This is a genomic window from Thermodesulfobacteriota bacterium (assembly GCA_026415035.1).
Lineage (GTDB): Bacteria > Desulfobacterota > BSN033 > BSN033 > UBA1163 > RBG-16-49-23.
Window position 1 is genome coordinate 1 of record JAOAHX010000043.1, and the last position, 5,269, is coordinate 5,269.

The window sequence follows — 5,269 nt, forward strand, 5'->3', positions numbered from 1 at the left end:
GCGATGGAATCTCCTTTTTTGAACCTGGTTTTCTTTAAAATTTCTTTATCTTCGTCTTGGATGGGTGTCCCATTTTTCTCCCATCGATAGGTGAAATAGATAAAATCTCCGTCTGGATCCGACGCCTTAACAATGGCCTTGAGATCGTCGCTCGATGTTGGGATTCGAGGTTCAATCCTCACATCATTAAGAAGAGGCGGAGCATTAAGGATTTTTACAGGATCGGAAAGATAGGGTTTCCCTTCGGCCTTCCCATCGGATGGCAGGATTTTGATTTGAATGATATCTCCCTTTTTAAAAGAACCGCTTTTTAATACGTGAAGGGTTTCGCCCACCATCTCTCTCTCATTTTTCAACCACTGATAAGTGTAGGTGATGGGGTCGTGGTCAGGGTCCTCGGCCTGGACCACGACCGCGAGATCTTTTTCGGCCGTCGGTTTATCCGGAAGGATGGTCACCGACCTGATCACCGGGGGCAAATTGGTTCTCTGGGAGGGTTCGCTTTTCTCGGATCTTCCGCAGGAGAGAAGGGACAAAAAGAGTGGAAGGACAAAAAACAGACTCCCTTTCTTCCTCAAAGATTTTTTCTCCATATTGCCGTTTATACAAAGAAACAATAAAAAAGTCAAAAGAAAATCAAGTTTCCACGATGCCGTAATCTTTTATTTTATAGAGCAGAGCCCGATGGCTGATCTCTAAAAGACGGGCGGCCTGTGTGTGATTCCCTTTTGTCTTCTGGAGCGCCTTGCGAATCAGCTCCATCTCAAGGGCCTTTGAAGCCTTTTTTATCGAATACTCTTCTTCAGGGACGGGCACGTTGGGGATTTGGGGGGTTACATGCTGGATCTCAAAGGGAAGATGTTCTAATTCAATCCGTTCTCCATCGGCCAGCACCACTGCCCGCTCAATGGTATTTTCAAGCTCCCTCACGTTTCCTGGCCACCGATAATTCATCAACACCTCGAGGGCCTTTGAATCAACCTCTTTGACATTCTTGTTCAGGTTTTGGTTATGTTTTTGAATAAAATGCTGGACCAGGAGCGGGATATCCTCTTTCCTCTCTCTGAGGGGAGGGATGGATAGGTGAAGGACATTCAATCGGTAGAAAAGGTCGTCTCGGAACCTTCCCTCATTCACCTCCCTCACAAGGTCTTTGACGGTAGCAGCGATAACTCTCACATCGACCTGGATTGATTTCGAGTCCCCTACCCTTCGAATTTCTCCCTCCTGAAGGACCCTCAGCAGTTTCACTTGAAGAGGGGATGGCAGTTCTCCAATCTCGTCGAGAAAGATCGTTCCCCCATCGGCCTCCTCAAAGAGTCCCTTTTTGGTTCGAATGGCATCGGTAAAGGCGCCTTTGACATGGCCGAAGAGCTCGCTTTCGAGAAGGGTCTCAGGGATTGCACCGCAATTGACTGGTACGAAGAGCATCTTGGATCGGTCACTATTGTAATGGATCGCCCTGGCAATTAACTCCTTCCCGGTCCCGCTCTCTCCGGTGATGAGCACGGTCGATTTATAAGGGGCCACCTTCCGGATGATCTCGAAGATTTTCTGCATCTTTTCGTTTTTGCTCACGATGTTCTCGAAGCTGTACTCTTTTTTAACCTCCTTTCGGAGCTGTTCATTCTCTTTTCTCAGCCTCTCCCTCTCCTCCGCTTTTTTAAGAACCAGGATAATTTCATCTGGTTTAAACGGTTTTGAAATATAATCATAGGCCCCCATTTTCATGGCTTCAATGGCTGTATCGATGGTTCCATAGGCAGACATCATGATGATGGGTGTCTCCACCCCTGCTTTCTTAGCTTCCTGAAGAAAATCGAGCCCGTCCATCTGGGGCATCCGGATATCGCAAAGGATGTGGTCGAAGACGGAGTCTCCCAACTTGCGCAATCCTTCCGCCCCATGGGCAGCTCCTTCTACATCATATCCCTCCTTCTTGAGGATCACCGTTAAGACATTTCGAAAGTTCTCCTCGTCATCGATAATGAGAATGCGTTTGGAAATCATCGGCCCTCCTTCTAATTAAGAATGGGCTTGTCTATCCTCTCTTTAAAACCGGAAAATAGATCTCGAAGGTCGTTCCCTTCGCCGCCTCGCTCTTCACCTTGATCTCTCCTCCGAAAGATTCAACGATCCGAAGGGATATCGAAAGGCCCAAGCCCGTTCCTTTATCAGGATCTTTTGTGGTGAAAAAGGGGTCAAATATCCTTCCCTTGTCCTCGGCTTTGATCCCGATTCCATTGTCGGTGATCGTGATCTTGACCAACTGGTCGCCCGGAGAGAATTTGGTAAAAAAAAGAGAAAACGGATCTGGGCTCCTTAGATGTGAAAAGTCAGCCTCCAGGGGATCGTCTTTTCTTCTTGGTGGATAGGGAAGATGGACCGGGCCTTCCATCTCCTTTCCTACAATTAGTTCCTCGGTCCCTATTTTTAAAACCCCTCCCTCCGGCATGGCGTCCACCGCATTCATAATAATATTGATCAAGACTTGGGAGAGCTGGGATTCATTCCCAGAAATTCTCGGGAGGTCAGGCTGAAGAGATAATTGGGTCTCGATATTTCTAAAACTTTTCTGATAGGAAAGCAACGAGAGGGTTTCTTCAATCACCCGATTCACATCGACCTCTTGGACCTCTAATTTGGAGGGGCGAGCGAAATTGAGGAGTTCTTTAACGATCCGGTTGATTCTTTCGATCTCCTTCTCGATCCGCTTGGTATAGTCTCTTATTTCTTCCTTAGTTGCATCCTCTCTGGCCAGGATGTTTGTGTAGCCCAAGATGGAGCCAAGAGGATTTCCAACCTCATGGGCCACCCCCGCGGCAAACCGGCCGATGGAGGCAAGTTTCTCGGTCCGCAGCAACTCCTCTTGGGTCTGCTTCAGCTTGGCATTGGCTAACTCCAGGGATTGAAGATGTATCTCAATCTTTTTCTGTTTCTCCCTCAATTGTTCGGTCATACGATTAAAGGATTGGACCAGCTGGCCGATCTCGTTATTAGAATTGGCTTCGATCGTCTGATCGAGATCTCCCTGGCTGATCCTCTGGGTTAACCTGACCAGATCTTTCAAAGGATTGACTAACACCCTCGAGAGAAGAAAGCTTCCGAAAATAACCAACACGAAGGAATCGAGAACGATTAAAAGGAGGAACATCCTCTGATATTCAATCAATTGCCTCATGACATCTTCGGTTGAGACCTCCATCAAAACCCCTCCGAAAACCCTTCCCTGAAACCATAAAGGAGAGGCGATGACAACTTTTTTATAATCCCTGGTGAATAAGCCCCCCTCCTTTTCAACCTTGGACAACAGGGTTCCTGTGTTCATGGCCGATTGAAGGAGGGGATGTTCAGGAGACCGTCCTCCTTTTAAAACGCTATGGCTTGCAATGAGCCTCTTGTCCCGGTCCACAAGGGTTACCGAAAGCAACGGCCGGCCCTTGCCATAGACCTGGATAAAGTCTTCGATCGCTTTTTTCGCAGGGGAGGGAAACGCCTCAAATTCTCTCCTTTCAAGGAGGAGGTCCAGGATGGTTTGAAAATCCTGAACCATGATCTCACAATTTCGTATCTTTGCTTGGAGGATATGTTTTTCGTTGGCCCTCAAGGTGGTAAACCCTATTAAAAAGATTGCCACCAACATCAGAAGGGAGATGTTGACCACCACCTCTGTCCGCAAGGAAAGATTTAACCTTTTAAATAGCCAGGAGGGTTTTTGCATATCGAATTCAGGAAATGAAAATGGATAATCCTAAGGAAGAAGACGAGAACTTTTTCTCCTTTATCTGTTCAGATAGAGATACCACCTGATGAGATGCTCTCCCCAAAAAAGTGAAATGATGGCCCCTAAGGCCAAAAAAGGTCCAAAGGGAATCGCATACTTAAAATCTTTCCCTTTGAGTAAGATGATCGTCACCCCGATGACCGAACCGATGAAGGAGCTGAGGAGAATGGTCAGAAAGACAGATTTCCAACCTAAAAAAGCCCCGATCATGGCGAGAAGCTTGACATCTCCTCCCCCCATTCCCTCCCTCTTGAAGAGCCATTGATAGACCATCCCTACAAGAAAAAGACTCCCGCCGCCGGCAAGGGCCCCTATCAACGCGTTAGAAAAAGTAATGTTCGGAACGATTAGGGAACCCAAAAGGCCGACGCCAATGCCGGGGAGGCTGATCACATCCGGGATAATCTGATGATATAGATCGATGACGGTGATGGCAATAAGGGCTGCGACAAAAAGAAAGTAGTAGAGATAATTCCATGAAACCCCAAAAGTGGCAAAGAGAGAGAGGGAACTTAGGGCTGTGAGCGCTTCCACGATTGGATATTGAATCGAGATCTTTTCCTTGCAGGATCGGCATCTCCCCCGGAGAAACAGGTAGCTGAGGATAGGAATGTTATCATAGGCCTTTATGGGCGCCTGACACCTGGGACAGTAGGAACCAGGCCGAACGATCGACTCTTCCTTTGGGAGTCTGTGAATGCAGACATTCAAAAAACTTCCAACGATCGCTCCAAACACCACCGATGCCAAGATTAACATGAAAGGTTCTCTCTTCCTTTAAGATCCTTTGCCGAATCGGCCTACCTCTGGAGGTCCTGTACCATCCATCTTAATTCTTCCGCCTTGACCTTTGACTTCTTGGCTACCTCCACCGCCTTCGAGTAATACTCGATCGCCTTTTCCCTATCCCTCAACCGGGTGGCATAGAGGTTTCCTATCTCTTCATAAGGATTGATGATATGGGGGGCCAAAGCCGAGGCACGGTGTAATTCCGACAAGGCAAGGTCGTACTTTCCCCATTCTTTATACACATAGGCCAGCCGATAATGAAGCTGAGCATCGTCAGGGCGTTTCTGGATCAGATATTGAAAAATCTCCTCGGCTTTCAAGTATTCCTTCTGTCGCAAGAAGAGAATGCCGAGGTTGATTTTGATATTGTCGTTTTCGGGATCCAGGTGCATGGCGATCATCAATTCCTGAAAAGCCTTTTCGAACTCTCCGATTTTTCCATATACGATTCCGAGATTGTTTCTCGATTGATAATCGTAGGGAAGAATCTGGATCGCTTTTTCGAGGTATTTGATGGCTTCTTCATCCATCCCCAGGTCCATATAGACGACCCCCATCAAAGCGTTTGCGGTATTGCTTTCGGGGTGTTTGGCCACAGCATCAGACCATAAGGTGTAACTATTCTCCCACACCTTGTTCTGCTGGATCGTGAGGAAGGAATACCCGGCGAGCAGAAGGCCGAAGAGGACCGAGGAG

5 protein-coding genes are annotated in these 5,269 nt (G+C 47.5%); all 5 read right to left on the bottom strand.

What is annotated here, in order from left to right:
• A partial coding sequence (locus tag N3G78_14610; GenBank protein ID MCX8119147.1) for a hypothetical protein occupies positions 1–410 on the bottom strand: 410 nt, incomplete at its 3' end.
• Positions 411–636: 226 nt separating this feature from the next.
• Complete coding sequence (locus N3G78_14615) at positions 637–2,010, bottom strand: sigma-54 dependent transcriptional regulator (GenBank protein ID MCX8119148.1); 1,374 nt, start codon at positions 2,008–2,010, stop codon at positions 637–639.
• A 31-nt stretch (positions 2,011–2,041) separates the two neighbouring features.
• Positions 2,042–3,667 carry an ATP-binding protein gene (locus N3G78_14620; GenBank protein MCX8119149.1) on the bottom strand — a complete coding sequence of 542 codons (1,626 nt, stop codon included), beginning with the start codon at positions 3,665–3,667 and terminating at the stop codon, positions 2,042–2,044.
• A gap of 114 nt (positions 3,668–3,781) precedes the next feature.
• Positions 3,782–4,543 (bottom strand): prepilin peptidase, encoded by a 762-nt coding sequence (locus N3G78_14625; protein MCX8119150.1) that lies wholly within the window; start codon positions 4,541–4,543, stop codon positions 3,782–3,784.
• A gap of 41 nt (positions 4,544–4,584) precedes the next feature.
• Positions 4,585–5,269: tetratricopeptide repeat protein (locus N3G78_14630; protein ID MCX8119151.1), on the bottom strand; the 685-nt coding region annotated here is incomplete at its 5' end.